This window comes from Agromyces sp. Soil535, from assembly GCF_001428255.1.
Lineage (GTDB): Bacteria > Actinomycetota > Actinomycetes > Actinomycetales > Microbacteriaceae > Agromyces.
Genome location: NZ_LMRW01000015.1, coordinates 14,596 through 40,816, shown reverse-complemented (window position 1 = coordinate 40,816; position 26,221 = coordinate 14,596). Strand labels below are relative to the sequence as shown.

Annotated in this window: 28 protein-coding genes, 1 tRNA gene and 1 rRNA gene; 25 read left to right on the top strand and 5 right to left on the bottom strand. The window is 70.3% G+C overall.

Features of this window, described 5'->3' with window-relative positions; genetic code table 11:
- From rrf to ASG80_RS12685, 21 genes are all read left to right on the top strand, one after another.
- Nucleotides 1-92: ribosomal RNA gene (rrf, locus tag ASG80_RS12785) — 5S ribosomal RNA — on the top strand; the annotation flags it as partial.
- A 1,003-nt stretch (nucleotides 93-1,095) separates the two neighbouring features.
- Nucleotides 1,096-2,028 (top strand): hypothetical protein, encoded by a 933-nt coding sequence (locus ASG80_RS23580; RefSeq protein ID WP_156401829.1) that lies wholly within the window; start codon nucleotides 1,096-1,098, stop codon nucleotides 2,026-2,028.
- A complete protein-coding gene (locus ASG80_RS12775; protein WP_056731282.1) occupies nucleotides 2,003-3,037 on the top strand; it encodes an HAD-IIA family hydrolase in 1,035 nt (344 codons plus the stop codon). Before ASG80_RS23580 ends, ASG80_RS12775 begins: the two co-directional genes overlap by 26 nt.
- Before the next feature lie 56 nt (nucleotides 3,038-3,093).
- Complete coding sequence (locus ASG80_RS12770; RefSeq protein ID WP_056731280.1) at nucleotides 3,094-3,330, top strand: hypothetical protein; 237 nt, start codon at nucleotides 3,094-3,096, stop codon at nucleotides 3,328-3,330.
- 2 nt (nucleotides 3,331-3,332) lie between these two features.
- Complete coding sequence (locus ASG80_RS12765) at nucleotides 3,333-4,142, top strand: TlyA family RNA methyltransferase (RefSeq protein ID WP_056731278.1); 810 nt, start codon at nucleotides 3,333-3,335, stop codon at nucleotides 4,140-4,142.
- Nucleotides 4,097-5,056 (top strand): NAD kinase, encoded by a 960-nt coding sequence (locus ASG80_RS12760; protein WP_056731276.1) that lies wholly within the window; start codon nucleotides 4,097-4,099, stop codon nucleotides 5,054-5,056. Before ASG80_RS12765 ends, ASG80_RS12760 begins: the two co-directional genes overlap by 46 nt.
- Before the next feature lie 8 nt (nucleotides 5,057-5,064).
- Complete coding sequence (gene recN / locus ASG80_RS12755) at nucleotides 5,065-6,765, top strand: DNA repair protein RecN (protein ID WP_056731274.1); 1,701 nt, start codon at nucleotides 5,065-5,067, stop codon at nucleotides 6,763-6,765.
- 40 nt (nucleotides 6,766-6,805) lie between these two features.
- A complete protein-coding gene (locus ASG80_RS12750) occupies nucleotides 6,806-8,590 on the top strand; it encodes a CTP synthase (RefSeq protein WP_082590292.1) in 1,785 nt (594 codons plus the stop codon).
- Entirely contained in the window at nucleotides 8,583-9,254 is a 672-nt protein-coding gene (locus ASG80_RS12745; protein ID WP_056731271.1) for an NUDIX hydrolase, read from the top strand. The genes ASG80_RS12750 and ASG80_RS12745 overlap by 8 nt, the downstream gene beginning before the upstream one ends.
- On the top strand, nucleotides 9,251-10,156 hold the full coding sequence (gene xerD, locus ASG80_RS12740; RefSeq protein ID WP_056731294.1) for a site-specific tyrosine recombinase XerD: 906 nt from the start codon (nucleotides 9,251-9,253) through the stop codon (nucleotides 10,154-10,156). The genes ASG80_RS12745 and xerD overlap by 4 nt, the downstream gene beginning before the upstream one ends.
- Before the next feature lie 57 nt (nucleotides 10,157-10,213).
- The gene (locus ASG80_RS12735; protein ID WP_056731270.1) at nucleotides 10,214-11,101 is read left to right on the top strand and encodes a ParA family protein; all 888 of its coding nucleotides are present in this window, start codon (nucleotides 10,214-10,216) and stop codon (nucleotides 11,099-11,101) included.
- Between the two features lie 40 nt (nucleotides 11,102-11,141).
- Nucleotides 11,142-11,954, top strand: coding sequence for a ScpA family protein (locus tag ASG80_RS12730; protein WP_056731291.1), 813 nt, complete (start codon nucleotides 11,142-11,144; stop codon nucleotides 11,952-11,954).
- Nucleotides 11,944-12,648, top strand: a complete 705-nt coding sequence (gene scpB / locus ASG80_RS12725; protein WP_056731268.1) for an SMC-Scp complex subunit ScpB — start codon at nucleotides 11,944-11,946, stop codon at nucleotides 12,646-12,648. Before ASG80_RS12730 ends, scpB begins: the two co-directional genes overlap by 11 nt.
- Entirely contained in the window at nucleotides 12,641-13,450 is an 810-nt protein-coding gene (locus ASG80_RS12720) for a pseudouridine synthase (RefSeq protein WP_056731265.1), read from the top strand. The genes scpB and ASG80_RS12720 overlap by 8 nt, the downstream gene beginning before the upstream one ends.
- Nucleotides 13,447-14,529 carry a prephenate dehydrogenase gene (locus ASG80_RS12715; RefSeq protein WP_056731263.1) on the top strand — a complete coding sequence of 361 codons (1,083 nt, stop codon included), beginning with the start codon at nucleotides 13,447-13,449 and terminating at the stop codon, nucleotides 14,527-14,529. Before ASG80_RS12720 ends, ASG80_RS12715 begins: the two co-directional genes overlap by 4 nt.
- A 2-nt stretch (nucleotides 14,530-14,531) precedes the next feature.
- Nucleotides 14,532-15,224, top strand: a complete 693-nt coding sequence (gene cmk, locus ASG80_RS12710; RefSeq protein WP_056731261.1) for a (d)CMP kinase — start codon at nucleotides 14,532-14,534, stop codon at nucleotides 15,222-15,224.
- A 49-nt stretch (nucleotides 15,225-15,273) separates the two neighbouring features.
- Nucleotides 15,274-16,791 carry a ribosome biogenesis GTPase Der gene (gene der / locus ASG80_RS12705; RefSeq protein WP_056731259.1) on the top strand — a complete coding sequence of 506 codons (1,518 nt, stop codon included), beginning with the start codon at nucleotides 15,274-15,276 and terminating at the stop codon, nucleotides 16,789-16,791.
- Between the two features lie 18 nt (nucleotides 16,792-16,809).
- Nucleotides 16,810-17,253, top strand: a complete 444-nt coding sequence (locus tag ASG80_RS12700) for a nitroreductase/quinone reductase family protein (RefSeq protein ID WP_056731257.1) — start codon at nucleotides 16,810-16,812, stop codon at nucleotides 17,251-17,253.
- Between the two features lie 34 nt (nucleotides 17,254-17,287).
- Nucleotides 17,288-17,527: a DUF167 domain-containing protein gene (locus tag ASG80_RS12695; protein ID WP_056731255.1), complete on the top strand. Its 240-nt coding sequence runs from the start codon at nucleotides 17,288-17,290 to the stop codon at nucleotides 17,525-17,527.
- Between the two features lie 56 nt (nucleotides 17,528-17,583).
- Nucleotides 17,584-20,055, top strand: a complete 2,472-nt coding sequence (locus ASG80_RS12690; protein ID WP_056731253.1) for a glycoside hydrolase family 65 protein — start codon at nucleotides 17,584-17,586, stop codon at nucleotides 20,053-20,055.
- Nucleotides 20,052-20,981 carry a CHAD domain-containing protein gene (locus tag ASG80_RS12685; RefSeq protein ID WP_056731250.1) on the top strand — a complete coding sequence of 310 codons (930 nt, stop codon included), beginning with the start codon at nucleotides 20,052-20,054 and terminating at the stop codon, nucleotides 20,979-20,981. Before ASG80_RS12690 ends, ASG80_RS12685 begins: the two co-directional genes overlap by 4 nt.
- 96 nt (nucleotides 20,982-21,077) lie before the next feature.
- Here the strand turns inward: ASG80_RS12685 and ASG80_RS12680 are convergent, their stop codons facing one another.
- Both ASG80_RS12680 and ASG80_RS12675 read right to left on the bottom strand, forming a co-directional pair.
- Nucleotides 21,078-21,701, bottom strand: coding sequence for a GNAT family N-acetyltransferase (locus ASG80_RS12680; protein WP_082590288.1), 624 nt, complete (start codon nucleotides 21,699-21,701; stop codon nucleotides 21,078-21,080).
- A 9-nt stretch (nucleotides 21,702-21,710) separates the two neighbouring features.
- Nucleotides 21,711-22,214, bottom strand: a complete 504-nt coding sequence (locus ASG80_RS12675) for a nitroreductase family deazaflavin-dependent oxidoreductase (RefSeq protein WP_056731248.1) — start codon at nucleotides 22,212-22,214, stop codon at nucleotides 21,711-21,713.
- Nucleotides 22,215-22,297: 83 nt separating this feature from the next.
- On the opposite strand from ASG80_RS12675, the gene ASG80_RS12670 reads away from it, so the two are divergent.
- Together ASG80_RS12670 and ASG80_RS12665 are read left to right on the top strand one after the other, a co-directional pair.
- Nucleotides 22,298-22,771, top strand: coding sequence for a MarR family winged helix-turn-helix transcriptional regulator (locus ASG80_RS12670; protein WP_056731247.1), 474 nt, complete (start codon nucleotides 22,298-22,300; stop codon nucleotides 22,769-22,771).
- Nucleotides 22,768-23,424 carry a hypothetical protein gene (locus ASG80_RS12665; RefSeq protein WP_082590286.1) on the top strand — a complete coding sequence of 219 codons (657 nt, stop codon included), beginning with the start codon at nucleotides 22,768-22,770 and terminating at the stop codon, nucleotides 23,422-23,424. The genes ASG80_RS12670 and ASG80_RS12665 overlap by 4 nt, the downstream gene beginning before the upstream one ends.
- Before the next feature lie 46 nt (nucleotides 23,425-23,470).
- Here ASG80_RS12665 and ASG80_RS12660 read toward each other — a convergent pair whose 3' ends face one another.
- On the bottom strand, nucleotides 23,471-23,983 hold the full coding sequence (locus ASG80_RS12660; RefSeq protein ID WP_056731244.1) for a hypothetical protein: 513 nt from the start codon (nucleotides 23,981-23,983) through the stop codon (nucleotides 23,471-23,473).
- Nucleotides 23,984-24,191: 208 nt separating this feature from the next.
- On the opposite strand from ASG80_RS12660, the gene ASG80_RS12655 reads away from it, so the two are divergent.
- Nucleotides 24,192-24,265 (top strand) — tRNA-Pro (locus ASG80_RS12655).
- 401 nt (nucleotides 24,266-24,666) lie between these two features.
- On the opposite strand, the gene ASG80_RS24475 is transcribed toward ASG80_RS12655, so the two are convergent.
- Nucleotides 24,667-24,801 carry a UBP-type zinc finger domain-containing protein gene (locus ASG80_RS24475; protein WP_235508307.1) on the bottom strand — a complete coding sequence of 45 codons (135 nt, stop codon included), beginning with the start codon at nucleotides 24,799-24,801 and terminating at the stop codon, nucleotides 24,667-24,669.
- A 145-nt stretch (nucleotides 24,802-24,946) separates the two neighbouring features.
- Nucleotides 24,947-25,468, bottom strand: coding sequence for a TetR/AcrR family transcriptional regulator (locus tag ASG80_RS12650; RefSeq protein WP_200952559.1), 522 nt, complete (start codon nucleotides 25,466-25,468; stop codon nucleotides 24,947-24,949).
- Between the two features lie 185 nt (nucleotides 25,469-25,653).
- On the opposite strand from ASG80_RS12650, the gene ASG80_RS12645 reads away from it, so the two are divergent.
- Nucleotides 25,654-26,106 carry a tautomerase family protein gene (locus ASG80_RS12645; RefSeq protein WP_056731240.1) on the top strand — a complete coding sequence of 151 codons (453 nt, stop codon included), beginning with the start codon at nucleotides 25,654-25,656 and terminating at the stop codon, nucleotides 26,104-26,106.
- The last annotated feature ends 115 nt before the right edge of the window (nucleotides 26,107-26,221 follow it).

Below are 26,221 nucleotides of genomic sequence, written 5' to 3'. Positions count from 1 at the left end.
CGCCCGGACACATTCCGAACCCGGAAGCTAAGACTCGCAGCGCCGATGGTACTGCAGGGGCGACCCTGTGGGAGAGTAGGACACCGCCGGACATTCATTGAGGAGTGGCCACCCGAAGACGGGTGGCCATTTCTCGTTAACAGGTCGTTGCAATGCGGCCGCAGTACGGTTGAGTCCGATGGGGACTCCACACACGACAGGACAATCGTGAGCGATTCGAGGCACGACTCGGCGGATTCGGAGCGCCCTCAGCGTAACGGGCAGGGCGGTGAGCGAGCGCAAGGGAGCGGTCGCGGATCCTCCGCCGGACGCGCCGGCCAGGGCGCAGCTCGACCTGCCGCTCGCGGGCGGGACGACAAGCGATCGCACGGCGATCGCGATGGCAAGCAGTCGACCTCGGGCGCTGGGCAGAAGCGGTCGTACTCCGGTGGCGGAGAGAAGCGTCCCTACGGTGACCGTGACGCGAAGCGTCCGTACGGTGACCGTGATGCGAAGCGGTCGTACGGTGACCGTGATGCGAAGCGTCCTCAAGGTGACCGTGATGCGAAGCGTCCCCAAGGTGACCGTGATGCGAAGCGTCCGTACGGTGACCGTGACGCGAAGCGTCCGTACGGTGACCGTGACGCGAAGCGTCCTCAGGGTGACCGTGATGCGAAGCGTCCGTACGGTGACCGTGACGCGAAGCGTCCGTACGGTGACCGTGACGGAAAGCGGTCGTACTCCGGCAGCGGAGAGAAGCGTCCGTACGGCGATCGTGACGCGAAGCGTCCTCAGGGTGACCGTGACGCGAAGCGTCCTCAGGGTGATCGTGATGCGAAGCGTCCGTACGGTGATCGTGATGCGAAGCATCCGTACGGTGATCGTGATGCGAAGCGTCCGTACGGTGATCGTGACGCGAAGCGTCCGTACGGTGATCGTGACGCGAAGCGTCCGTACGGTGATCGTGACGCGAAGCGTCCGTACGGTGATCGTGACGCGAAGCGCCCCTACGCAGGCGGAGGAAAGCGCACCGAGGACCGCCGCGGACCTCGCCCCGAGAGCCATGGCGCCAAGCATGACGAGCCACGGGAGAGCTATGGCGCAGCGAACCTCGCGGTGCGTCCGCGTCACGAGGAACCCGAGATCCCCGAGCGCATCGAAGCACGCGACCTCGACAAGGGCGCCCGGGCTGAACTGAAGACCCTGAGCAAGGACAACGCCGACTGGGTCGCCCGGCACCTCGTGGCGGCATCCGAGTACCTCGACGAGGACCCCGAGCTCGCCCACCACCACGCGATGTCTGCTGCCCGCCGTGCCGGCCGCATCGCCGTGGTCCGGGAGACGCTCGCGATCACGGCGTATGCGACCGGGGACTTCGCCCTCGCCCTGCGCGAGCTCCGCACGTACCGGCGCATCTCCGGGAACAACGACCAGCTGCCCCTGATGGTCGACAGCGAGCGTGGCGTCGGCCGGCCCGATCGCGCGCTCGAGGTCGGTCGCGCCGTCGACCGAAACGAACTCCCTGCGGCGGTGCAGGTCGGACTCGCGATCGCGATGTCGGGCGCGCGGCTCGATCTCGGCCAGCCCGAGCTGGCCCTCGCGGAGCTCGAGATCCCGCAACTCGATCCCGACCGGGCGTTCTCGTACAGCCCAGCCCTGTTCTCCGCCTACGCGGAGGTGCTCGAGGAGCTCGGCCGTGACACGGAAGCCGCCCCATGGCGTGCCCGCGCCGACCGCGCCGAGGAGGCGCTGGGCGGCCCGGCGGAGGCGGAGCTCGTCGAGATCTTCGAGGTCGAGCTCGAGGAGGACGAGAGCGAGGGCGAGGCGGCGGGCGATCGCCGTCACGAGGCATCCGGCGAGGCATCCGACACCGAGACCGTGATCGGCGCGGCATCCATCGGCGACCTTCCCGACGACCCCGGCGCCGTGCTCGAGGACGACGTCGCGGCGGTGCTCGCCGAACGCGAGGCACTCGGGCCGGACGACGCGGAGACCGCAGCCGCCACGAGCGAGGACGAGCCCGATGGGCCTGTTCCGCACGAGGACTGAGCCGATGACGCCGCTCGAGGGGATCGACGCGGTGTTCGCGGATCTCGACGGCGTGGTGTACGCCGGAGCGGGGGCGATCCCGCACGCCGTCGAGAGCCTCAATCGCACGAAGCACGACCACGCCGTCGGCTACATCACGAACAACGCCTCTCGGAGCGACGCCTCCGTGGCGCAGCACCTCGCCGAGCTCGGCCTCGAGGTCGTGCCCGACGACGTCGTGACGTCGCCGCAGGCCGCGATGCGCCTGCTCGAGGAGCGGGTGGAGCCCGGCGCGCTGGTCTTCGTGGTGGGCGGCGAGGGGATCGTGACGGAGCTCGAGAAACGCGGATTCCGCGTGACGCGCTCGGCCGACGACGGCCCCGCCGCAGTGGTGCAGGGCTTCGCGCCCGAGGTCGGGTGGCGCGAGCTCGCCGAGGCCTCGTTCGCGCTGAACGCGCACGGGGGGCCCGACTCGCCGGACCCCGGCATCCCGTGGATCGCCACGAACATGGACTGGACCATCCCGGTCGCCCGAGGGATCGCACCGGGGAACGGCACGCTCGTCTCGGCGGTGCACACGGCCGTCGGACGGTTCCCGGTGGTCGCGGGCAAGCCCGAGACGCCGATCTTCGAGGAGGCGAGGCGGCGATTCGGCGTCGAGCGTCCGCTCGTGGTCGGCGACCGGCTTGACACCGACATCCTCGGCGCGAACCGCGCGGGGATGGCGAGCGCCGTCGTGCTCACCGGCATCGATCGTGCCAAGCAGGTGCTCGCCGCCGACGCCGCGAGCCGGCCCGACTTCATCCTGGGCGACCTCCGCGGACTGCACGATCCCTACCCGGTCGTGGAGACGGTGCGCGGTGGCGCGGTGCGCGTCGGCGATGCCCGTGTGCGCGTCGACGGCCGACGCGTCGTCATCGTGTCGGACGGGGACGGCGGACTCGACGTGCTGCGGGCCGCGTGCGCCGCGATCTGGCAGTCGGGCACGGCGATCCACGCGCTCGACGTGCCGGCGAGCCTCTACGCCTGAGCGGCGCACGCGTCCGTTCGGTGCCCGGGTCGGCGGCTCGGGGTACCGTTGGTCTGGTGAGCACTGACGACGAGACCCACGACTCCGCGGCCGGCGAGCCGCAGGGGCCGATGGATGCCGCCGACGCTGGCGTGTCCGCCGAAGCCGCCGGCGCGGCATCCGACGACGTACGCGCCACGCTGGCCGAGATCGAGTCGCAGCCGCTCGCCGACCGCGCGCCCGGCTACCAGGACCTCGCCGACCGCCTCCGGGTCGAGCTCGAAGAGTCCGACCCGTCGCGCGGTCCGAACTGACGATGCCCGAGCAGCGCCTCGACGCCGCGCTGGCCGCGCGCGGGCTCGCGCGTTCCCGCACGCATGCCGCCACACTCATCGCCGCGGGTGTCGTGACGGTCGACGGGCGGCCCGCGGTGAAGCCCGCGCTGAAGGTCGGCGAATCCGCGGAGATCGCCGTCGCGGCATCCGACCACTACGTCAGCCGCGCAGCGCACAAGCTCATCGCCGCGCTCGACGGGTTCGGCGTCGACCCGTTCGATCGAGTCGTGCTCGACGCGGGCGCCTCGACCGGCGGATTCACGCAGGTGCTGCTGGAGCGCGGCGCGCGCACCGTGCTCGCCGTCGACGTCGGGCACGGCCAGCTCGCGGCCGAACTGCGCGGAGCGCCGGGGCTGGTGCTCGTGGAGGGATGCAACGTGCGGAACCTCGATCGTGCCCGGCTCGCCGAGCTCACCGGCGTCGACGAGCAGCCGTCGCTCGTCACCGCCGACCTTTCGTTCATCTCGCTCACCACCGTGCTACCCGCCCTGGGCTCGACCGCGAGCCACGACGCCGACCTCGTGCTGCTCGTGAAGCCCCAGTTCGAAGTCGGCCGCGGAGGCGTGCGCGAGGGCGTCGTGCGCGACGCGGCGCTCCGCTCCGAAGCCCTCGCCAACGTGCTCTGGGCGGCGTTCGACCTCGGGCTCGGCACCGCCGGGGTCATGTCCTCCCCACTCGCCGGAAGTCACGGCAACCATGAATACCTCGTGCACCTCAGCGCGTCGGCCGGGGTCAATCCGACAGAATGGATGCGTCGGGTGGACGAACTGACGGGAGGCGCGAACGCGTGAACGACGCACGGCACTTCCTCGTGGTCTCCCACACCGGCCGGCAGTCCGCCCTCGAGGCGACGGGCGAGGTGTGCTCGCAGCTGCTCGCCGCGGGCGCGGTACCGGTGGTCGCGTCCGAGCACTGGAACGACGTGCACGCCTCGGTCCCCGAGCTGAACGGCGCGGTCAGGCGGTTCGAGGAGACCGACTCCGCACTCATCGAGCTCGTCATCGTCCTCGGCGGCGACGGCACGATCCTGCGAGCCGCCGAGCTCATGCGGGAGTACCCTGTCGCACCGCTCCTCGGTGTGAACCTCGGTCACGTCGGATTCCTCGCGGAGAGCGAGCGCGACGACCTGGGCTACACGGTCGCCCGCGCGCTCGCCCGCGACTACGCCGTCGAAGAGCGCATGACGCTCTCGGTGCGCGCGAAGGTGGGCGACGAGGTCGTCTACGAGAGCTGGGCCCTGAACGAGGCCACCGTCGAGAAGGCCGAGCGCGAGCGCATGCTCGAGGTGGTCGTCGAGGTCGACCGGCGCCCGCTGTCGTCGTTCGGCTGCGACGGCATCGTCATGTCGACGCCCACGGGGTCCACCGCCTACTCGTTCTCCGCCGGCGGCCCGGTGGTCTGGCCCAGCCTCGAGGCGATCCTGCTCGTACCGCTCAGCGCGCACGCACTGTTCGCGCGCCCCCTCGTCGTGGGCGCCGACTCATCGCTCGCGGTCGAGATCCTCCAGCGCACCGAGGCCGCCGCGGTCATCTGGTGCGACGGCCGTCGCACGTTCGACCTGCCCCCGGGTGCCCGCGTCATCGTGCGCAAGTCCTCGGTGCCGGTGCGCCTCGCGCGCCTGCACGAGGCTCCGTTCACCGATCGGCTCGTGAACAAGTTCCAGCTGCCCGTCACCGGGTGGCGAGGGCCGGTGGGCCGTGATTGAGGGCTGCGATGATTGAAGAGCTCGGGATCCGTGACCTCGGCGTGATCGCCGAGGCCACATTGCCGCTCGGCGCCGGCTTCACTGCCGTGACCGGTGAGACGGGCGCGGGAAAGACGATGGTCGTGACGGCGCTCGGCCTCCTGCTCGGCGCGCGCGCCGACGCCGGCGCCGTGCGTTCGGGCGCGAAGCAGGCGTGGGTCGAAGGGCGATGGCTCGTTCCCGACGACGGCGCGATCGCCGAGCGCGTCGCCGAGACCGGCGGCGACGTCGAGGGCGGCGAGCTGCTGCTCGGCCGCTCGGTGTCCTCCGAGGGCCGCAGCCGCGCCGTGGTCGGTGGGCGCAGCGCACCAGTCGGGGTGCTCGGCGAACTCGGCGATGAGCTCGTCGTCGTGCACGGCCAGGCCGACCAGCAGCGGCTGCGATCCGCTGTCGCGCAGCGCGAGGCGCTCGACCGGTTCGCGGGCGCTTCGCTGCAGCAGGCGCTCGCGGAGTATCGCGGGGCATTCACCGCGTGGCGCGCCGACTCCGCCGAACTCGCACGTCTGCGTGAGGCCCATGACGCTCGCGCACGCGAGGCCGACGACCTGCGTGAGGCGCTCGACGAGGTCGAGGCGGCGGATCCCCGGCCGGGGGAGGACACCGAGTTGGCGGAGCGCGCCGACCGGCTCTCCAACCTCGAGGAGCTCCGTGTCGCCGCTGCGCAGGCCAAGGCCCTCGTGTCCGCTGAAGACCTCATCGACGGCGCACCCGACGCGGTCGCGCTCGTCGACAGTGCTCGCCGCCACCTCGAACGCGTCGGGGAGCACGACCCCGGCCTCGCACCGATCGCCGAGGCACTGCAGACCGCCGGCTTCCTGCTCGCGGATGCGGCGACCGAGCTCGCGGGCTACCTGGCGGGCCTCGACGCCGACAGCGGTCGCGAGCTCGAGGTCGTGCAGGAGCGGCGGGCAACCCTCTCCGCGCTCATCCGCCGGCACGGCGGCACGCTCGACGACGCCCTCGAGTTCCAGCGCTCGGGCGGACTCCGCCTGCTGGAGCTCGACGGCGACGACGACCGAATCGAGGGGCTCGAGGCATCCGTCGAGCGTCGCACCGTCGAGGTCGACCGGCTCGGCGCCCGACTCACCGAGCTGCGCAGCGAGGCGGCGGCGCGACTCGCCGATGCCGTGACCGCAGAGCTCGCGGCACTCGCGATGCCAGACGCCCGACTCTCCGTGAGCGTCGACCCCGAGCACGAGCCCGCCGCCCACGGGCGCGATCAGGTCGCCATCCTGCTGCAACCGCATCCGGGCACGGAGCCCCGGTCCGTGTCGCGCGGCGCGTCGGGGGGCGAGCTCTCGCGGGTCATGCTCGCGATCGAGGTCGTCATCGCGGGCAGCGACCCCGTGCCGACGTTCGTCTTCGACGAGGTGGACGCGGGCGTCGGCGGCGCCGCGGCGATCGAGATCGGGCGGCGGCTCGCGCGCCTCGCCGAGCAATCGCAGGTCATCGTCGTGACGCACCTCGCGCAGGTCGCGGCCTTCGCCACGAACCACCTGAGCGTCGTGAAGGGCACCGACGGGCAGGTCACCTCGTCGAGCGTTCGGCAGCTCGCGGGCCCCGAACGCGAGGCCGAGATGGCCCGCCTGCTTTCGGGGCTCAGCGACTCCGAGAGCGGGCTCGCGCACGCACGGGAGTTGTTGGAGATCGCGGCGGATCGCGCGGCGTGACGGCGGCGGCCCCGGCCGTCCTGGAAGCGGCATCCGTCGGATGTCGCAGGAGAAGGGGGAGCGCGTGGGGCATGTCGGCGTGGACCGAGGCGATCGTCGGATAGACTATAAGCCCGTGGTGGATGATCGCGGCAGAGCTCTTTCGAGCACAGACATTTCGAACGACACGACCAAGCACATCTTCGTGACCGGTGGTGTCGTTTCTTCATTGGGCAAGGGACTCACGGCGGCGAGTCTCGGCAATCTCCTGACGGCCAGGGGCTTGAGGGTCGCCATGCAGAAGCTCGATCCGTATCTCAACGTGGACCCGGGCACCATGAACCCGTTCCAGCACGGTGAGGTCTTCGTGACCGACGACGGCGCAGAGACCGACCTCGACATCGGGCACTACGAGCGTTTCCTCGACATCAACCTCAGTCAGGCGGCGAACGTCACCACCGGCCAGATCTATTCCACGGTGATCGCCAAGGAACGGCGCGGCGAGTACCTCGGCGACACCGTGCAGGTCATTCCGCACATCACCGACGAGATCAAGCGGCGGATGCGCCTGCAGGCGACTGAGAGCCCCCAGCCCGACGTCATCATCACCGAGATCGGCGGCACCGTCGGCGACATCGAGTCGCAGCCGTTCATCGAGTCCGCCCGTCAGGTGCGCCACGAGCTCGGCCGCAAGAACGTCTTCTTCGTGCATGTCTCGCTGGTGCCGTACATGGGTGCGTCGGGGGAGCAGAAGACGAAGCCCACGCAGCACTCGGTCGCCGCCCTGCGCTCCATCGGCATCCAGCCCGACGCGCTCGTGCTCCGCAGCGACCGGCCCGTCACCGACGCGAACAAGCGCAAGATCGCGCTCATGTGCGACGTCGACGAGGCGGCCGTGGTGAACGCGGTCGACGTGCCGTCGATCTACGACATCCCCACGATGCTCCACGAGCAGGGCCTCGACGCCTACATCATCGACTCGCTCGGCCTCGACGGCAAGGCCGCCGACGTCGACTGGTCGGGATGGCGCGAGCTGCTCGACGTGGTGCACGACCCGAAGCACGAGGTCACGATCGGCCTCGTCGGCAAGTACATCGACCTGCCCGACGCGTACCTCTCGGTCACGGAGGCGCTGCGGGCCGGCGGGTTCGCCAACGACACGAAGGTCAACGTCGAGTGGATCCCGTCCGACGAGTGCCGCACGCCCGAGGGCGCGCAGAAGCACCTCGCGCACCTCGACGGCATCTGCGTGCCCGGCGGCTTCGGCGTTCGCGGCATCGAGGGAAAGCTCGGGGCGCTCCGGTTCGCGCGCGAGAACGGCATCCCCGCGCTCGGCCTGTGCCTCGGCCTGCAGTGCATGGTCATCGAGTACTCGCGCAACGTCGTCGGCCTCGCGGGCGCGTCGTCGAGCGAGTTCGACCCCGACACGCAGTTCCCCGTCATCGCGACGATGGAGGAGCAGGTGGAGATCATCGCCGGCGGCGACCTGGGCGGCACCATGCGCCTGGGCCTCTATCCGGCGAAGCTCGCCGACGGGTCGATCGCCGCAGAGCTCTACGGCTCCACCGAGGTCTCTGAGCGGCACCGTCACCGCTACGAGGTGAACAACGGCTACCGCGACCGCATCACCGACGCCGGCCTCGTGTTCTCGGGCATGTCGCCCGATCGGCACCTCGTCGAGTTCGTCGAGCTCCCGCGCGACGTGCACCCGTTCTACGTCGGCACGCAGGCGCACCCCGAGCTCCGCAGCCGCCCGAACGACCCGCACCCGCTGTTCCGTGGGCTCGTGAGCGCAGCCCTCGAGCGGCAGCAGGCCAGCCTGCTGTTCGACGTCGCCAATGGCTGAGCCGGTCGCCGACGAGCCCCTCGCCGACGAGCCCCTGGCCGACGAGCCGGTCGACCTCCCGCTTCGCGACAGCGAGCAGGTCTTCGACGGACTCGTCTGGGACGTCCGTCGCGACACGTTCGAGCTCGGCGGCAAGTCGATCGTGCGCGAGTACGTCGACCACCCCGGTGCGGTCGCCGTGCTCGCGCTCGACGACGATGACCGGGTGTTCCTGATCCGCCAGTACCGGCATCCGGTGCGCACATTCAACTGGGAGATCCCCGCGGGGCTCCTCGACGTCGCCGGCGAGGACCCGCTGGCCGCAGCGCAGCGCGAGCTCGCCGAGGAGGGCGACCTCGCGGCATCCGAGTGGGCGGTGCTCGCCGACTTCTTCACCTCGCCGGGCGGAAGTGACGAGGCGATCCGCATCTACCTCGCCCGCGACCTCAGCTCGATGCCCGATGCATTCGCGCGCGAGGATGAGGAGGCGCACATGGAGACCCGGTGGGTCGGCCTCGACGCGTGCGTCGATGCCGTGCTCGCCCGACGCGTGCAGAGCCCGTCGCTCGCGGTCGGCGTGCTCGCGGCCTTCGCGTCGCGCGTACGCGGCTGGCAGACGCTCGGCGCGGCCGACGACGTGTGGCCGGGCCGGTCGACCCCGCGAGGGGAGCCCGCACGGCGATGACGGATGCCGCGTGGACCACGGGGTACCTCCGGCACCTCACGGTCGAGCGCGGCCTCTCGCGCAACACCGTGACGTCGTACCGACGCGACCTCGGCATCTACGCCGGCTGGCTCGCCGATCGCGGCCTCGACGGGCCGGGCGCGGCGCGCGAGCAGGACCTCGCCGACTTCGTGCGCTTCCTCGGCGCCGAGCGACGGCCGCCGCTCGCCGCCTCGTCGATCGCCCGCGTGCTCTCCGCGGTGCGCGGCCTGCACCGATTCCTCGCCGAGGAGGGCGCCATCGAGGCGGATGTCTCGCGCGAAATGCGCCCGCCGAAGCTGCCGATGCGACTGCCCAAGGCCATCCCCGTCGAGGAGGTCGAGGCGCTCATCGCCGCGGCCGGCGGGGAGGAGTTGCACGAGGTCCGCGACGCGGCGCTGCTGGAGCTCCTCTATGCGACGGGCGCCCGCGTCTCCGAGGCGGTCTCGCTCAACGTCGACGACCTGGTCGACGACGAGGTCGTGCGGCTGTTCGGCAAGGGCGGCAAGCAGCGGGTGGTGCCGCTCGGGTCCTACGCGCGACGCGCGATCGATGCGTACCTGGTGCGTGCGCGCCCGACGCTGTCCACGCGCGGCACGGCGACGCCTGCGCTCTTCCTCGGGCTCAGGGGACGGCGGATGTCCCGGCAGGCCGCGTGGGAGGTCATCCACAGAGCTGCCGAGCGCGCCGGCCTCGCGGCATCCGTGTCACCCCACACCCTGCGGCACTCGTTCGCCACGCACCTGCTCGAGGGCGGGGCCGACGTGCGCGTCGTGCAGGAGCTGCTCGGCCATTCGTCGGTGGCGACGACGCAGATCTACACGCTGGTCACAGCCGATACACTCCGGGAGATGTACACGGCTGCCCACCCACGTGCTCGCTAGAATCGACCAAGTGCTCGCACGGATGCAAGCTCGTAGGACGCAGGAGAGAGACCAGACGTGACCCACCAGACGCAGGACCCGGCGGACGGCATCGCTTCGCTGGAGCCGGAGGTCGGTCCGACCGGGCGTCCCAACCGCGAGTTCCCCGACCCGAGGCCGCTGCGATCCCACGGGCCTGCGCGCGTCATCGCGCTATGCAACCAGAAGGGCGGCGTCGGCAAGACGACGACGACGATCAACCTCGGTGCGACACTCGCCGAGTACGGACGCCGCGTGCTCGCCGTCGACTTCGACCCGCAGGGCGCGCTGTCGGCGGGCCTCGGCGTGAAGACCCACGACGTGCCCACCGTCTACGACCTGCTGCTGTCGAGGAGCCTCGACCCCAACGACGTCATCCAGCACACCGGCACCGATGGACTCGACGTCATCCCGGCGAACATCGACCTCTCCGCGGCCGAGGTGCACCTCGTCACCGAGGTGGCCCGCGAGCAGATCCTCGCGAGCGTGCTGCGCCGCGTGGCGCCCCACTACGACGTCATCCTCATCGACTGCCAGCCGTCCCTCGGCCTGCTCACCGTGAACGCCCTCACCGCGAGCCACGGCGTCGTGATCCCCCTCGAGTGCGAGTACTTCGCGCTGCGCGGCGTGGCCCTGCTCATCGAGACGATCGACAAGGTGCGCGACCGGCTCAACCCGGCGATCGAGCTCGACGGCATCCTCGCCACGATGTACGACGCGCGCACCCTGCACTCGCGCGAGGTGCTCGAACGCGTCGTCGACGCGTTCGGCGACAAGGTGCTCGAAACGGTCATCACGCGCACCGTGAAATTCCCGGATGCCACGGTCGCCGCGGCCCCGATCACCGAGTTCGCACCCGATCACCAGGCGTCCAAGTCGTACCGGCAGCTCGCGAGGGAGCTGGTCTTCCGTGGCGCGGTCGCCTGAGGTCGCACCGGACTCGGGGGAGCACGCACTCGGTGCGACCGTGCCCACCGGGGATGGCGCGACCGAGGCATCCAGCGGGTTCCGCGTCGCGCTGTCGAACTTCGAGGGTCCCTTCGACCTGCTGCTCTCGCTCATCGCCAAGCACGAACTCGACATCACCGAGGTGTCGCTCTCGGCCGTGACCGACGAGTTCATCTCGTACCTGCGCGGGCTCGACTCCGAGGAGGAGCTCGACCGGGCGTCGGAGTTCCTGGTGGTCGCCGCGACCCTGCTCGACCTCAAGGTGGCCGGGCTGCTGCCCCAGGGCGAACTCGTCGACGCCGAGGACGTGGCGCTGCTCGAGGCACGCGACCTGCTGTTCGCGCGGCTGCTCCAGTACCGTGCGTTCAAGGAGGCGTCGATGTGGTTCGCGTCGCACCTCGAGGCGGAATCGCTCCGGCACGCTCGCACGGTTCGGTTGGAGGAGAAGTTCCGCCAGCGGGAGCCCGAGCTGCGGTGGACGCTCAGCGCAGAGGACTTCGCGGCGCTCGCGACGCTCGCCCTCGCGCCGCGCGAGATCCCCGTGGTCGGCCTCGATCACCTGCACGCGCCGCTCGTGTCGATCCGGGAGCAGGCCGCGCACGTCGTCGCGGTGTTGCGGCGCGGCGACCCGGTGACCTTCCGCGAGCTCATCGCCGGCATCGGGCAGCCCGGCGTGGTCGTCGCCCGATTCCTCGCGGTGCTCGAGCTCTACCGGTACTCGGCGATCGGCTTCGAGCAACTCGAGCCGCTCGGCGAGCTCACGCTGCGCTGGGCGGCGGAGACGTGGGACGACGAGAACCTCGAGAGCCTGGGGGCCGACTATGACGAATGACACGGATGCCACGACGGAGGCCGGCGAGCAGGCCGAAGGGATCCACGACGGCCCCGAGCTGTCGATCGTCACGCCGCTCGACGTGCCGGGCCAGCCGCGCCTCGACCTGGACCGGGCGCTCGAAGCGATCCTCTTCATCGCCGACGAGCCGCTCTCCGTCGTGACCCTTGCGGCGGCAGTCGCCCGTCCGATCGCCGAGGTGCGTGCCGCGATCGCGCGCCTGCGCGCCGACTACGACGGCGATGGCGCGTCGGGGGAGCCGCGCACCGACGTCGCCGACGAGGCGCACCCTGCCCGCGGCATCCGTCGCGGTTTCGAGCTGCGCGAGGTCGGGGGCGGCTGGCGGTTCTACGTGCGGGCGGAGTACGACACGCTCGTGTCGGACTTCGTGCTCACGCAGTCGTCGACGCGGCTCTCGCAGGCCGCGCTCGAGACCCTCTCGGTGATCGCCTACAAGCAGCCGATCTCCCGGTCGTCGATCGCCTCGATCCGCGCGGTGAACGTCGACTCCGTCGTGCGCACGCTGCTCGGTCGCGGGCTCATCACGGAGGTCGCGACCGACGCCGAGACGGGCGCGATCCTCTACGGCACGACCGAGCTGCTGCTCACGAACCTCGGCATCAACTCGCTCGACGAGTTGCCGCACATCTCGCCGCTGCTCGACGACGGCCAGGAGGGATTCGACCGTGGCTGACGCCTCCGCTCCGGGCGACGCGGCGGAGGGCGTGCGCCTGCAGAAGGTGCTCGCCGCTGCGGGTGTCGCGAGCCGCCGTGTCTCCGAGCAGCTCATCGTCGAGGGACGCGTGGAGGTGAACGGCAGTATCGTGACCGAGCTCGGCACCCGGATCGACCCGGCGACCGACCTCGTGGCCGTCGACGGTGTTGCCGTGCAGCTCGACCCTGCGAAGCGGTACTACATGCTCAACAAGCCGCGCGGCGTGGTCTCGTCGATGCGCGACGAGCAGGGCCGGCCAGACCTGCGGCGGTTCACCGACGACCTCGAGGAGCGGGTCTTCAACGTGGGCCGGCTCGACGCGGAGACGAGCGGCCTGCTGCTGCTCACGAACGATGGCGAGCTCGCGCACGTGCTGGCGCACCCGTCGTTCGGCGTGGAGAAGACGTACATCGCGAAGGTGCGCGGTCGCGTCACCCCGCAGGTGGTGCAGCAGCTCAAGCAGGGCATCGAACTCGACGACGGCCTCATCAGGGCCGATCGCGCGCGCATCCTGCAGCACCAGGGCGACGACCGTCACTCGATGGTCGAGCTCACGCTGCACTCGGGGCGGAACCGCATCGTACGGCGCATGCTCGACGCCGTCGGACATCCCGTGGTGGAGCTGGTGCGACGCAGCTTCGGACCGCTCAACCTCGGCACCCTCCGGTCGGGTGCGATGCGCGAGTTGACTAAGGTGGAACTCGGCCAATTGCTCACGATCTCCCGCGCCGCGGATCCCGCCCGGGAAGGCGGCACCGGATCGAACGAAGGGGACTCGTGACCGAATCACGCCTCATCGGGCCGGTGCGCGTCGTCGGTGCCGGCCTGCTGGGCACGAGCGTCGCGCTCGGACTTCGGTCCCGCGGCATCGACGTCGTCCTCGCGGATGCCTCGCCCACGCATGTCGCGATCGCCGTCGACCTCGGTGCCGGACGTGTGGCCGGGCCCGGCGACGCTCCGCAGCTCATCGTCGTCGCGGTTCCGCCCGATGTGACCGCGTCGGTCGTCGCCGCCGAGCTCGCCGAGTTCCCCGAGGCGATCGTGACGGATGTCGCGAGCGTCAAGGCCGCAATCCTCGATGCGCTGCGCGACGCCGGCGCCGATGTCTCCCGGTACATCGGTTCCCACCCCCTCGCCGGCCGGGAGCGCGGAGGACCACTCGCGGCGCGCGCCGACCTCTTCGCCGGACGGCCGTGGGTCGTCGCGGCGCATGATGCCATCACCTACCAGCGCGCCGGCGCCATCGACGACCTCATCCTCGACCTCGGCGCGACGCTCGTGGAGATGACGCCCGAGGAGCACGACCGCGGCGTCGCGCTCATCTCCCATGTGCCGCAGGTCGTGTCGAGCATCATGGCTCGCCGGTTCATCGACGCGCCGAACGCGGCGCTCGGACTCGCCGGGCAGGGTGTGCGCGACGTCACGCGCATCGCCGCAAGCGACCCCGACCTCTGGGTGCAGATCCTCGGCGCGAACGCGACGTCCGTGCGCGACGTCCTCCTCGCGTACCGCGACGACCTCGACCGGTTCATCGACGCGCTCGCCGACCCGACCGCACCGGGCGCCCGGCGCAAGGTCGCCGAGGAGCTCACGGGCGGGAACACCGGCGTCGAGCGACTCCCCGGCAAGCACGGCACCGACAAGCGCTTCACGACCGTCATCGTGATGGTCGAGGACCGTCCGGGTGAGCTCGCCCGGCTGCTCGCCGAGATCGGCGAGATCGGCGTGAACCTCGAGGACCTCCGTCTCGAGCACTCGCCCGGCCGTCAGGTCGGGCTCGCCGAGATCTCCGTGCTGCCCGAGGCGGCAGACCGACTCACCAACGAGCTGGCCGAGCGCGGCTGGCGGATCGCAGGCTGAACGTGACCCACCCACCCGTCTTCCCCTTGGTCGTCGCCGTCGACGGCCCCGCCGGCAGCGGAAAGTCGAGCGTCTCGAAGGAGGTCGCTCGGCGGCTCGGGTACGGGTTCCTCGACACGGGTGCCGCGTATCGCGCGCTCGCGTGGCACGCGGAGGCATCCGGAGTCGACACGGATGACGCGGCATCCGTCGTCTCGTGCCTGGAGAGCTTCGCGTACCGCATCGGCACCGACCCGTCCGGATACGCCGTGCACGTGGGCGACGTCGACGTGACCATCGCCATACGCGACCCCTGGATCTCGGCCGTGGTCAGCCGTGTCGCGCGCGTGCCCGCGGTGCGTGCGCACCTCATCGAGCTGTTCCGCGGCATCATCGCCGCCGAGCAGGCGCCGGGGATCGTGGTCGAGGGACGCGACATCACGACGGTCGTGACGCCCGATGCGCCGGTGCGGATCCTGCTGACCGCCGCCGAGGAGGTTAGAATAGCGAGGCGCTCCGCGGAGCTCGTGGGCGATCAGGCGCTTGCCGCGGGCGAGCAACTCCATCGGCGCGATGCGGCGGACTCGAAGGTCGTCGACTTCATGACCGCCGCCGAGGGCGTGACCACGGTGGATTCCACGGAGCTCGACTTCGAGCAGACCGTCGATGCCGTGATCGGCGTGATCCGGGCTGCGCAGCCCGAGGCGGTGCGCTAGCGCCGCGACGTGCGCGAGCCCGGCGCATCCAGACTTCAGAGGAGACACCATGACCGACCAGCGCGACGAGTACGACGACGAATCAGTCGTCGATGACGGCCTCGCCGAGCGGCTCGCCGACGTCGACGAGGACCTCGCCGAGCAGCGTGCAGCCGCCCTGCGGTCGGGGCTCTCCGACTACGAGCTCGACGAGGACGACCTCGAGGTGCTCGAGATCTCCGAGGAGGGCACGGAGGCCATCCGCTACCTGCCGGCGCTGCCGGTGATCGCGATCGTCGGGCGGCCGAACGTCGGCAAGTCGGCGCTCGTGAACCGCATCCTCGGCCGACGCGAGGCCGTCGTCGAGGACACCCCCGGCGTGACACGCGACCGCGTCGCGTACAAGGGTGACTACCTCGATCGGCGCTTCACGCTCGTCGACACCGGCGGGTGGGAGCCCGACGCGAAGGGCATCGACGCCTCGGTCGCCGCCCAGGCCGAGGTCGCGATCGACCTGTCCGACGTGGTGCTGTTCGTCGTGGACGCGATCGTCGGCGCCACGTCCACCGACGAGCACGTGGTGCGCCTCCTCCGCAAGGCGAGGAAGCCCGTGTTCCTCGTGGCCAACAAGGTCGACGATGCGCGACAGGAGCCTGAGGCCGCGGTGCTCTGGAACCTCGGACTCGGCGAACCGTACCCCGTCTCGGCGCTGCACGGTCGTGGCGTCGCCGACATGCTCGAGGAGGTCTTCAAGGTCCTGCCGCAGGTCTCAGCCGTGGCGAAGGACGAGTTCGGCGGCCCGCGTCGCGTCGCGATCCTCGGACGTCCGAACGTCGGCAAGTCGAGCCTGCTCAACAAGGCCGCCGGTGAAGAGCGCGTCGTGGTGAACGAGCTCGCGGGCACCACCCGCGACCCCGTCGACGAGCAGATCGAGCTCGGCGGCAAGGTGTGGCGATTCGTCGACACCGCCGGCATCCGTCGTCGCGTGCACCTGCAGCAGGGCGCCGACTTCTACGCCTCACTGCGCACGCAGGCCGCGCTCGAGAAGGCCGAGGTCGCCGTCGTGCTGCTGGACGTCTCGCAGCCGATCTCCGAGCAGGACGTGCGCATCATCGACCTCGTGCTCGAGTCGGGCCGCGCGCTCGTGCTGGCGTACAACAAGTGGGACCTCCTCGACGACGACCGCCGCCGGTACCTCGAGCGCGAGATCGATCAGGACCTGCACCACGTCGCCTGGGCGCCGCGCGTGAACATCTCGGCGAAGACCGGCCGGCATCTCGAGAAGCTGGTGCCCGCCCTCGAGACGGCGCTCGAGTCGTGGGACACCCGCATCGCCACCGGAAAGTTCAACGCGTTCCTCACCGAGCTCACGCAGGAGCACCCGCACCCGGTGCGCGGTGGCAAGCAGCCACGCATCCTGTTCGGCACGCAGGCGGCGAGCCGCCCGCCCACATTCGTGCTGTTCACGACCGGGTTCCTCGACCCGGGCTACCGCCGGTTCATCCAGCGGCGCCTGCGCGAGATCTACGGCTTCGAGGGCTCCCCGATCGTCATCAACATGCGCGTGCGCGAGCGGCGTCAGCGGTAGCGCGGGCGGAGGCTCCGGATGACGCGACGCGGACGGTTCGCGGACCTCGGGTTCCGTGGGCTGTCGCGCTCGCATGCCGCGCTCCTCACCCTGAGCCGATGGCGCCTTGGCGCCGCGGTCGGCGGGATGCCGATCGTCGAGCTCCGAACGACCGGCCGGCGCACCGGTCGACCTCGCACGGTCGTGTTGTCGGCTCCCGTAGTCGATGCCGAACGCGTCGTGCTCGTCGCGTCGAGGGGCGGAGACGACCGTGATCCCGCCTGGTACCACAACCTCATCGCGAATCCGTCGGTCGAACTCACGGTCCAGAGAGTGACGCGGCCGATGACCGCGAGGGCCGCCGACGCCGGGGAACGCGCCGAGCTCTGGCCGAAGGTCGTCTCCGCGTATCGCGGATACGCCGCCTACCAGCGCCGGACGACACGGGAGATTCCGCTCGTCATCTGCGAGCCCCGGGACTGATCATGCGGCCGATTCGACTTGGAGGTGCGCGTCGATGGACCTGACCGTCCGGGTGAAGCCCGGCAGCCGCAAGGGACCTCTCGTCGAGGAGACGATGGACGACCCCGCTGCATCCGTCACCGTGTACGTGCGCGAGCGCGCCGTGGACGGTGCCGCCAACGCCGGTGTCATCGCGGCGCTCGCGGCGCATTTCGGCGTCGCCCGGTCGAAGGTGACGATTCTCCGGGGCGAGGCGTCGCGGATCAAGCGCGTGCGTATCGAGGACGCCGGATAGCCATCCATTGCGCGCGGTGGGCGCGCCGAGCGGATGCCACGGCGTAGCGTTGGGTCATGGCCGTCCCGACCGTTCTCGGTGAACGCCTCTGCAGCGCCGCACATCCGGTCGACGCTCCCGGAGACATGGACAGTTGGGCGGTGTCGTTCGACGACTACCTTCCGTCCCACGAGGGCACGCGCGAGTCGCTCTGCACCCTCGCGAACGGGTACTGGGGCACACGCGGCGCGGCCGAGGAGTCGATCGCCGACGAGGTGCACTACCCGGGCACCTACTTCGCGGGCGTCTACGACGTGGTCACCTGGCACGTCGGGGGAGAGCCCGCGCCCGATGAGGAGATGGTCAACGCGCCGAATTGGCTGCCCGTGCGATTCCGGCTCGACGGCGGCGACTGGTTCGGTCTCGACGCGCTCGACGACGCCGACCTGCTGGACTTCGGGCAGGAACTCGACGTGCGGCATGGCATCCTGAGCCGCGGGGTGACGTTCCGCCACGACGGGGGCAGGGTGACGACGGTGCGCAGCCGCAGGTTCGTGTCCCAGGCATACTCCCGGATCGCGGCCATGCGAGTGTCCATCCTGCCGGTGAACTGGTCGGGGCGGGTCACCGTGCGGTCCGGGATCGATGGTCGTGTGTCGAACACGAACGTCCCGAGCCACACGCCGCGCATCCACCGGCATCTCCGGCCCACGGAGCTCCGCGAGAGCGCACCCGACACCGTGCTCCTCGAGGTCCAGACGCACCGGTCCGGCATCCGCATCGCGACGGCCGCCCGCACGACCGTCAGGGTCGGGGATGCGCGGGCCGACCCCGAGCGCGAGTTCCGCTCCCATGAGGGCGGTGCCGTCGCCCAGGAGTTCACGGTCGAGCCCGCGCCCGGCGAGCCCCTCACGATCGAGAAGGTCGTGTGCGTGAGCACCTCGCGGGACCGCGCCGTGCGCTCTCCGGTCGAAGCCGCCGAGCAGGGCGTCGAGCGTGCCGGGTCCTTCGACGACCTGTACCGGACGCACGAGGACGCGTGGGAACGCCTCTGGACGGAGTTCGCCGTCGAACTTCGGCCAGCCGGCAAGGAGGCGCTCGCACTGCACTTCAACGCCTTCCACGTGTTGCAGACCCTCAATGCCGTCGACACCGACCTCGACGCCGGCATCCCGGCGCGGGGACTCCACGGCGAGGCGTACGACGGCCACGTGTTCTGGGACGAGATCTTCGTCTACCCGTTCATCACCATGCGGCGGCCGAGTCTCGCGCCTGCCCTTCTCGCATACCGGCACCGACGGCTCGGCGCGGCGGAGGCCGCCGCCGCGCGCATCGGCCGGAGCGGCGCGATGTTCCCGTGGCAGAGCGGCATCGCGGGCGACGACGTCACGCCGCGCCGGCTCCTCAATCCGCTGAGCGGTGAGTGGATTCCCGACAACTCGCGCCTGCAGCGGCACGTCGGGCTCGGCGTCGCGTTCAGCGCGTGGCAATACTACGAGTCGACGGGCGACACCCAGTTCCTTCTCCAGGAGGGCGCTGACCTCATTGTCGGCGTCGCGAGGTTCTTCGCGTCGCTCGCCGTCTACGACCCCGTGCGCGATCGCTACTCGATCGACCATGTCATGGGCCCCGACGAGTTCCACGACGGGTACCTCGATCGTCCCGGCGAGGGCGTCACGGACAACGTCTACACGAACGTCATGACCGCGTGGGTGCTCCGGCGTGCGATCGCGACGGTCGACGCGCTGGGGCGGCATCCGGGCCGGCTCGCATGGCGGCGCCTCGGCATCGCACCCGGTGAACTCGACGAGTGGGACCGGATCGCACGCCGGCTCACCGTCGTCTTCAACCAAGACGGGTCGCTCTCGCAGTTCGAGGGGTACGAACGCCTCGAGCCGATCGACCTCGACGAGTACCGTCGGCGCTTCGGATCGATCGGCCGGCTCGATCTCATCCTGAACGCCGAACACGACACCACCAATCGCTACCAGGTCTCGAAGCAGCCGGACGCGCTCATGCTGCTCTACCTGCTCTCCGCGGAGGAGCTCCGGGAACTCCTCGCCGACATGGGATACGATCTCCCACCCGAGGCGATCGTGCGGACCGTCGAGCGCTACTCGGTCACCTCCACGTACGGGTCGACGCTCTCGAACGTCGTGCACTCCTGGCTCGAAGCGAGGCTCGACCGCGAGCGGTCGTGGGAGTTCCTCCAGCGCACGCTCGCGAGCGACCTCGGCGACATCCAGCAGGGGACGACCCGCGAGGGTGTGCACATCGCCGCGATGGCCGGGTCGGTCGACATGGTGACCCGGTGCTACGCCGGCATCGAGATGCGCGACGACCGGCTCTGGTTTCACCCGCGCATGCCGGTCGAGATCGACTCGATACACTTCCACCTCGTCTACCGCGACCAGGCCCTGAGCGTGACGCTCTCCCAGTCGGAACTGCGCATCGTCTCCGCCGAGGGGCGCGCGAACGCCATCCGGCTCGTGGTCGAGGGAGTCGAGTTCGAGCTCGGCAGCGGCGAGGAACGAAGGTTCACCCTGTGACGAGCGGATCCGCCCAAGCCGGCGCCGACCTCGCCGACCTCGACGCCGGCGCCGCGATCGTCCGCGCGCTGCGGGCGATCGCCGAGCGGCTCGATGTCCTCGAGCCGGCCGCGGTCGCCGATGAGCCCGACGCCGTGCATCAGCTCCGCACGCATGTGCGGCGCCTGCGCAGTGTGCTCGCCGCCTACCGGCCCCTGTTCGACGCCTCCATCGTCCATGGGCTCCGGCAACGGTATCGCGAGGTCGGAAACGAACTCGGGACCGTGCGCGACATCGAGGTGCGCGTGCAGGTCGCCGAGCGGGCGCTGGAGGAGCTCGACGACGCGCCACCGGCCGCGCTCGCGGCGGCGCGTGCACGCCTCATCGACGCGGAGCTCGAGACGCACCGCCTCGCGCACGCGCGCTTCGTGCAACGCCAGCGGATGCCGCGAGCATCCGCCCGGCGCGCGATGCTCGCCGAGTTCCTCGACTCACCGCCCGTTACGCCACTCGCCGCCGGGCGCGCCGACGAGGTGCTCGGCGATCTCCTCGATCGGGAGGCACGACGCACGGCCGAGAGTGCCGCGCGGGTCGGGGCATCCGCCGACCCCGAGAAGCTGCACGCGGTGCGCAAGGCAGGGCGTCGCCTGCGATACGCAGCCGAGGCGGTCACGACGGACCCGGTGGAACTCTTCGACGAGCACGCACAGGCACTCGCCGAGGCCGGCGAGGATCTGCACGATGCGCTCGGCGACCACCGCGACGAGGTGCTCTTCGCCGAGCACGTGCGGCGATCGGCCGCGCACGCTGCGCACCAGGGCGAGCCCGTCGAGGTGCTCGTGCGGTTGGCCGAGGCCGCCGACCGGCGCGCGGCGGCGCGAGTGCACGGGCTCGCAGCGGTCAAGCATGAGTTGCGTCGGGCGGCGAAGGCGTGGGCGTCGCGCTGAGGCCTCGAGAGGCTTTCGCAACGAGCCGCCACGGCGCGGGGTGTTCCGCGGCATCGGCCGATCTCGCGCTCACAGGCCTCGTGGCGCAGGAGCGCGTCAGTCGCGCAGGCGACGCTGCATGATGGCGCGATCGGCCTTCGGGCGGGCGACCTCGGTGAAGCCCGCGTTCTCGAACATGGTCACGGTGCCATGGAACAGCTCGGCAGCGGGCGCCCCCGATCGAGCGGCCGGATCGATGGCGTAGGCCTCGAGGAGGCGTGCCCCGTGGGTGCGGGCATGCTCCACGGCGGCGTCGGCGAGGGCGCGGCCGACGCCTCGCTTCCGGTGGGCCCGCGGCACGACGAAGCACGTGACCGACCAGATCGTGGGGTCCTCGAAGTCGGGATCGGGCGTGCTGTCCGCGACGATGCGGCTGCGGGGGAGCCGCACGAGGTTCCGCCGCGGTTCGACGGCGCACCAGCCGACCGGGGTGTCGCCGTCGTACGCCAGGAGCCCCGGCCCGGCGCCGTCGGCCTCGAGCTGGACCGCCAGGCGGTCGCGCAGCCCGTCGTCGCCGATCGACCGCCAGTCGCTGCCCGGGATCTTGTACCACTGGCACCAGCAGTGCGCCGGGTCGCCCTTGGTGCCGAAGACTGCGGCGACATCGGCGAAGGGCACCTGGTTCGCGGGCACGACGCGCAACTCGCTCCTGTGCGTGCCGTCGGTCGCGGCTGCATGCATGCTGCCACGCTAGCGTGCGGTGCCGACATCCGCTCCGGGTAGTTCGAGTCGCAGCGCGCGCAACTCGGTGGCCAGGCGCCGCAGGTCCTCGGGCTCGGCGGTGAAGTCGCCGCCGAGCACGGCCGTGCCGAGCATCGCGGCGGCGCGCGGGTGCCGACGCCGATAGTCGGCGAGCAGCTCGGCGCGCTCCGCGGTGTCGAGCGCGTGCAGGCGCGGGGTGAACGCATGGGACTTCCAGATGACGCCGGTGGAGCCGCCGGCGACGGCGTTCGCATACCAGTCCGTGTGGCGGCCTCGGCTTGCGACGACCCAGAGGGTCGGGAGACCGCCCATGGGACGGTCCGCGCGGCGCACGACTTCGAGCACTGTCCGACGGGTGCGGCCGGACTTCCGGCCGGTCGTCGTGAGCATGAGGAAGTGGCCGCCGAGGATCCAGCCGAGGTGCGCGCGGTACAGCACGACGGGTGCGCGACGGAAGAATGCGACGATGGGGCCGGGCTTCGCCTTGGGCATGCGGTCAGCCTAGAACGTCAGCGGAACCCGGCGCCGGATGGTGCGGATCGTGAAGTAAGGTAACGATGTAGTAGCATCATGATATGCCTCCCGAGATCACCGTGCTCGACCGCCTGCTCGAGATCAGCGACCTGTTCCAGAAGGACATGGCCCGGGCTTTCGACGGTACGCCGCTCACGCCAGCGCGCATCCGGTTGCTCTGGGAACTGCAGCACAGCGGTCCGTCGACGCAGCACGCCCTCGCCGCACGCCTCGAGGTGAGCCCTCGCAACATCACGGGGCTCGTCGACGCGCTCGAGTCCGGCGGCTACGTCACACGGTCGCCGCACCCGAGCGATCGCCGGGCGACCATCGTGTCGCTCGCGGCATCCGCTCGGCGCATGATGACCGGAATGCAGCGCGAGCACGCCGAGCTCACCGCCGACCTCCTCGGCGCCGTCGACCCGGCCGACCGGCCCGCGCTCGAGCGTGGCATCGACGCGATCGCCGCCCGGTTCCGCGAACTCGTCGTCGCCGACGAGGCAGGCCGCGCCGACCGTCTCGAGGCCGGAACATGAGTGTCGCGACCGAGAGTCGGCGCGAGGCATCCGTCTGGCAGCGCGCCGCCGGGTTCCTGAAGCGCGCACTGATGCTCGAGGTGCGCATCTACGCGAACATCGCGCGATTCATCGCGCGGCGCCCGGCGATCCCGCACGGTGCAGCCGGATTCGGCTACCACAAGCCGGTGCTCACCGTGCTGATGATCTTCATCGTGCTCTCGGCGGTCGAGATCCCGATCGTCGACCTCATCGTGCACCGGTGGCCCGCGGTGCCAATCGCCTTCCTCATCCTCGGCATCTGGGGCGTGACCTGGATGCTCGGATTCCTCAGCGCCTTCCTCATGCGGCCGCACACCGTCGGCCCCGACGGCATCCGCGTGCGTCAGGGCCTCGAGATCGAAATCCCGCTCAGTTGGGACGATGTCGCCTCGGTCGCGCGGGTGAAGCGGGTCGACGAGCCGAGATCGCCACGGTTCGAGGAGACGGATGCCGGGCGCACGCTCGTGTTCCGTATGCAGGACGAGACCGACATCGAGATCGAGCTCGAACGTCCGACGATCGTGCACCTGCCCGGGCGCAGCCCGCGCGGCGGCTCCCAGACGATCACCGGCCTGCGCATCTGGGTCGACGACCCGCGGGCGTTCATGGACGAGGTGCGCGAATACCTCTGAGCGCCCGCGGGACCACCCAAGAGTGCCCGCGTATCCGGACGTCGGGTCAGGCGCGCGGCTGGGCTTCGTCGCCCTCGGGCGTCTCGGGGGCGGTCTCGGGCTCAGCGTCGGCGGAGGCGTCCGCCGGCTCGGGCTCGGCGGCCGGGGACGCGGCATCGGCCGGCTCGCCATCGGCCGCGACATCCGTGGCAGCCGTCTCGCCGGACTCATCGGCCTCGTCGAGGTCGTCGAACTCCTCGTAGAGGTCGTCGGTCACGGGGGCCGCGGCCAGCGCGGCGTTCTCGGCCAGGATCGCGGCGGCGCGGTTGCGCCCGTGGATCGCGAGCGCGAGGAACACGCCGACGATGCCGGCGATGAGCAGCATCCCGCCGATCGTGCTCTGCGTCTGCAGGTTGAGGAACTGCAGGTAGTCGGAGCCTTGGGTGTTGTAGAAGTCGGCCTGCGCTGAGTTGCCGCCCTGGAGCTGGAAGTACCCGAGCACTCCGACCCCGACCGAGGCGACCCACAAGACCAGCAGCGGGAAGTTCAGGGCGAGGCGGCGGGTGGTGGTGTTCGGCAAGGGTTCCTCCGGGGGATCGGTTCGCGCGGAGCGCGCAGCGGTTCGACGTTCGACCGCGGTTGTGTACTGCCGAGCCTATTCCCGAAGGCTATGCGTCGGGTATGCGTCGTCGGTGCATCCGCTGTCGCCTGCCTCCCCACTCGTGCACGAGCACGCCACCGGATGCCGCTATGATGGTCGAGTTGCCTTCCGAGGAATCGGATGGCATCGGGCTGTGGCGCAGCTTGGTAGCGCACTTGACTGGGGGTCAAGGGGTCGCAGGTTCAAATCCTGTCAGCCCGACCGAACGTAAAAGTCCCGGTGAGAGATTGTTTCTCGCCGGGACTTTTCTGTACCTCGAGGCGGCGTCGATCTGTGGCGAGGGACTTAAACGGGACAAACCGGTGCGAACCGGGTGTATTCGGAATGCGCAGCAACGAGCTTGTCGTTCCGTGCAATTCCGGGGGAGCAGGGGCGATACTCGGGGCTGCGGCTGGCCGACGCCAGTGGTCTAGATGTCGGGTCTAAGACCGTTGTTTATGCGGTCGATGGGTGATTGGCCTCCAATGCCGAGGTGGGGTCGTCGGGTTGCCGAGCGCCAGGCCCGAACCGCCGTTCAGCGGTGTGGGGGAGCGGGCCGCCGAAGCCAGCTCGTTCCTCGGCGAAGTCCGAGAACCAGGTCTCTCCTGTTCGAAGCTACGCATTTAGCGATGACCCATGGTCTCGAAGTGGCTGCGAGCGTGCCGGACGAGCGAGTCATCGCAGCATCCGATGTGGCCGCATCCGACGCATCGTCGGAGATGGAACCACCAACCCTCGAGCGCGTCGCAGTCGCGCACCCCACGCCTGACGGTGGGGCCGTGCTCTCGAGAATCCGAACCGGGATCTGCGGCGACCCGCCAGGGTCAGCGCTCATGGCCGACATTCCATGTGGACCGGCATAGCTCGTGGACTCTTCATCCGGGAGCGTGGGCCGCGCGGAGACTATTTCAAGAGTTGCCGCGCTTGCTCGGTGAGGCTGGCGGCGACGACGTCGAACGGTTCAATGCTGCGTTCGGCTCGGGCAAGGACTACGGCGCCTTCCGCGGAGGCGACCGCGATGGTCGCGAATGACTCAGCTGTGGCTGCAGGGACTCCCGCTTCAGTGAGGAGTTCGGCGATCTTCGCGCGCGAGTCTCGGAAGACCGCACGGGCATGATCGATGAGCTGCTCGTCATCGGAGGACACGGTCACCGCGAGGACCGGGCAGCCCGCCTTCATGTCGGAGCGGATCAACGTGTGCCGCCAGAACTGCAGGAATCCGCCAGTGATCATCTCGGGGGAGGCGCCGACGAAGGTATCCATCCACTCGAGGTACTTCTGCCCGGTCGCGTCGACGGCGGCAGCGATCAACTCGTCCTTCCCAGCGGGGAAGTGGTGGTAGATCGAGCCTCTCGGGGCGCCCGTCGCTTCGACGACATCGCCCAAGGACGTGCCCTGCAGCCCCTTGGTGGCGAGGAGCTCCATCGCCCCTTCGATCATCTGTCGGCGTGTGTCTCGAGCCATGGTCAGCCTCCCCTCACCACCAACTCTATGTTTCGGCTCCTAATCATAGCGGGCAGGTTCGCTGTTGGCGGAGGGCTCTTGATTATGCCAATCGTCATAGTTCATACTGACGGGCAGCGAAGTCATCAGAAGAAGGAGCTCCTCCCATGCCCATGATCGATATCTACGCGCCGTCCGGTACCTTCGCTGACCCGCACAAGCTGGCGGCGGATGCGGCGGCGACCGTCAAGACCGTTGAGCAAGTACCCGACATCCCGATGTTCCGACAGAACACAGCGGCCTTCGTCCACGAGCTGCCCGCTGCCGGCATCTCCGACGTGGACGGTGGCAGCGACCACGTACGCGTGCAGGTCCTCACCAACGCCGGAGCGCTCGACCGCGACAAGCAGCTCGCCGTCGTCGCCCAACTCACCGACCTCGTCGTCGAGGCATCCGCGAATCCTGGCCTGCGCGACCGCACCTGGGTGCTCCTCACCGAAGCCCCGCCCGGCGGATGGGGGCTCAAAGGACACGCCCACACCAACGAAGAGCTCGTGACCGCCGCTCGTGCCGAAATCGCAGGCCTCCAGGCGGCTGCGGGGTCGGGCCAGCAGACATGACCAGGTTCACGGCCACCAGGCCGTCACCCGGGCCCCTGGAACTCGTGTACCGGAATCCACCGTTCAACCTGCTCGACGATGACACTTTCGGCGGGCTCGACGAGGTGGTCGGAAT

Coding starts and splice junctions, on each gene's coding strand:
- ASG80_RS12775 (WP_056731282.1), top strand. CDS start 2,003: ATGGGCCTGTTCCGCACGAGGACTGAGCCGATGACGCCGCTCGAGGGG.
- ASG80_RS12765 (WP_056731278.1), top strand. CDS start 3,333: ATGCCCGAGCAGCGCCTCGACGCCGCGCTGGCCGCGCGCGGGCTCGCG.
- ASG80_RS12760 (WP_056731276.1), top strand. CDS start 4,097: ATGGATGCGTCGGGTGGACGAACTGACGGGAGGCGCGAACGCGTGAAC.
- recN (WP_056731274.1), top strand. CDS start 5,065: ATGATTGAAGAGCTCGGGATCCGTGACCTCGGCGTGATCGCCGAGGCC.
- ASG80_RS12750 (WP_082590292.1), top strand. CDS start 6,806: ATGTCGCAGGAGAAGGGGGAGCGCGTGGGGCATGTCGGCGTGGACCGA.
- ASG80_RS12745 (WP_056731271.1), top strand. CDS start 8,583: ATGGCTGAGCCGGTCGCCGACGAGCCCCTCGCCGACGAGCCCCTGGCC.
- xerD (WP_056731294.1), top strand. CDS start 9,251: ATGACGGATGCCGCGTGGACCACGGGGTACCTCCGGCACCTCACGGTC.
- scpB (WP_056731268.1), top strand. CDS start 11,944: ATGACGAATGACACGGATGCCACGACGGAGGCCGGCGAGCAGGCCGAA.
- der (WP_056731259.1), top strand. CDS start 15,274: ATGACCGACCAGCGCGACGAGTACGACGACGAATCAGTCGTCGATGAC.
- ASG80_RS12700 (WP_056731257.1), top strand. CDS start 16,810: ATGACGCGACGCGGACGGTTCGCGGACCTCGGGTTCCGTGGGCTGTCG.
- ASG80_RS12695 (WP_056731255.1), top strand. CDS start 17,288: ATGGACCTGACCGTCCGGGTGAAGCCCGGCAGCCGCAAGGGACCTCTC.
- ASG80_RS12690 (WP_056731253.1), top strand. CDS start 17,584: ATGGCCGTCCCGACCGTTCTCGGTGAACGCCTCTGCAGCGCCGCACAT.
- ASG80_RS12680 (WP_082590288.1), bottom strand. CDS start 21,701: ATGCATGCAGCCGCGACCGACGGCACGCACAGGAGCGAGTTGCGCGTC.
- ASG80_RS12675 (WP_056731248.1), bottom strand. CDS start 22,214: ATGCCCAAGGCGAAGCCCGGCCCCATCGTCGCATTCTTCCGTCGCGCA.
- ASG80_RS12670 (WP_056731247.1), top strand. CDS start 22,298: ATGCCTCCCGAGATCACCGTGCTCGACCGCCTGCTCGAGATCAGCGAC.
- ASG80_RS12665 (WP_082590286.1), top strand. CDS start 22,768: ATGAGTGTCGCGACCGAGAGTCGGCGCGAGGCATCCGTCTGGCAGCGC.
- ASG80_RS12650 (WP_200952559.1), bottom strand. CDS start 25,468: ATGGAGCTCCTCGCCACCAAGGGGCTGCAGGGCACGTCCTTGGGCGAT.
- ASG80_RS12645 (WP_056731240.1), top strand. CDS start 25,654: ATGCCCATGATCGATATCTACGCGCCGTCCGGTACCTTCGCTGACCCG.